The following is a 1,466-nucleotide window of genomic DNA, read 5'->3' as shown; positions in this document are numbered from 1 at the left end:
GTTTCACGTAATTTGTTACGGCCTAAACCGAACTTACGGAAGTAACCATGAGGACGACCAGTTAAACCACAGCGGTTACGAAGACGCACTGGAGATGCATTACGTGGCAATGCCTGTAACTTTAACATCGCATTGAAACGTTCTTCCTCACTTGCATTTACATTTGCAATCGTTGCTTTTAATTCAGCACGTTTTGCAGCGTATTTAGCAACTGTCTGTTCGCGTTTCAATTCGCGATTAATCATACCTTTCTTAGCCATATCGACCTCTTATTTGAACGGGAAGCCGAATGCACGCATAAGCGCACGGCCTTCGTCATCGCTACGAGCAGTGGTCGTAATCGTGATGTCTAAACCACGGATACGATCAATTTTGTCAAAATCGATTTCAGGGAAAACGATTTGCTCTTTTAAACCCATAGAGTAGTTACCACGACCATCAAATGATTTCGCTGAGAAACCACGGAAGTCACGGATACGAGGGATTGCGATAGAGATCAAACGATCCAAGAATTCGTACATTTGGTCGCCACGTAAAGTAACTTTACAACCAATTGGCCAACCATCACGGATTTTGAAACCAGCAATCGATTTACGAGCAAGCGTCACAACTGGTTTTTGACCAGCAATGAGTTGCATATCAGCAACAGCACCATCTAATAATTTCTTATCAGTTGCAGCTGCGCCTACACCCATGTTAAGGGTGATTTTTGTGATGCGAGGAATTTCCATCACATTCTTAATGCCAAGTTCTTCTAGTAACTTTGCTTTAAGTTCGTCATTGTAACGTGCTTTAAGTCTGGCCATTGCCTTTTCAACCTATTACTTCGCTGTCGCCACTGATTCACCATTTGATTTGAATACACGCGTTTTTGCGCCATCAATCACTTGGTAACCAACACGGTCAGCCTTTTGGGTTGTAGCATTAAAAACTGCCACGTTTGAAATATGAAGCGAAGCTTCCTGAGTAACAATACCGCCTTCGGCGCCAGTTACACGGTTTGGCTTCTGATGCTTCTTCACTAAGTTAAGGCCTTCAACCTTAACTCGATCTTCAGAAACAGACAAAACGATACCTTGTTTGCCTTTCTCTTTACCTGCGATCACAATTACTTGATCGCCTTTTTTAATCTTAGCCATGATTGCCTCTTATAGAACTTCAGGAGCCAATGAAATGATTTTCATGAACTGTTCAGTACGAAGTTCACGAGTCACCGGTCCGAAGATACGAGTAGCAATCGGAGCTTTATTGTTGTTCAAAATAACAGCAGCGTTATCATCAAAACGGATCACAGATCCATCTGGACGACGAATGCCGAACTTTGTACGAACAACTACAGCATTCATTACGTCACCTTTTTTAACACGTGCGCGTGGAATTGCTTCTTTTACAGTAACTTTAATAATGTCGCCAACAGAAGCATAACGACGATGTGAACCACCTAGTACTTTGATACATTGTACGCG

The 1,466-nt window shown here is 42.5% G+C and carries 4 protein-coding genes; all 4 read right to left on the bottom strand.

The window, feature by feature from the left end; genetic code table 11:
- A partial coding sequence (gene rpsN / locus J2Y37_RS15840) for a 30S ribosomal protein S14 (protein ID WP_349033419.1) occupies nucleotides 1-260 on the bottom strand: 260 nt, incomplete at its 3' end.
- A 9-nt stretch (nucleotides 261-269) separates the two neighbouring features.
- Nucleotides 270-806, bottom strand: a complete 537-nt coding sequence (rplE, locus tag J2Y37_RS15835) for a 50S ribosomal protein L5 (protein WP_004672992.1) — start codon at nucleotides 804-806, stop codon at nucleotides 270-272.
- 15 nt (nucleotides 807-821) lie between these two features.
- A complete protein-coding gene (gene rplX, locus J2Y37_RS15830) occupies nucleotides 822-1,139 on the bottom strand; it encodes a 50S ribosomal protein L24 (RefSeq protein ID WP_004672994.1) in 318 nt (105 codons plus the stop codon).
- 9 nt (nucleotides 1,140-1,148) lie between these two features.
- Nucleotides 1,149-1,466, bottom strand: a 318-nt coding sequence (gene rplN, locus J2Y37_RS15825; protein WP_349033418.1) for a 50S ribosomal protein L14, incomplete at its 5' end; no start/stop codon positions are given.

The sequence above is a fragment of the Acinetobacter sp. 3657 genome (assembly GCF_031456775.1).
Lineage (GTDB): Bacteria > Pseudomonadota > Gammaproteobacteria > Pseudomonadales > Moraxellaceae > Acinetobacter.
Note: the sequence above shows the minus strand (reverse complement) of the source record. Positions and strands in the feature narration are given on the sequence as shown.

Coding starts and splice junctions, on each gene's coding strand:
- rplX (WP_004672994.1), bottom strand. CDS start 1,139: ATGGCTAAGATTAAAAAAGGCGATCAAGTAATTGTGATCGCAGGTAAA.
- rplE (WP_004672992.1), bottom strand. CDS start 806: ATGGCCAGACTTAAAGCACGTTACAATGACGAACTTAAAGCAAAGTTA.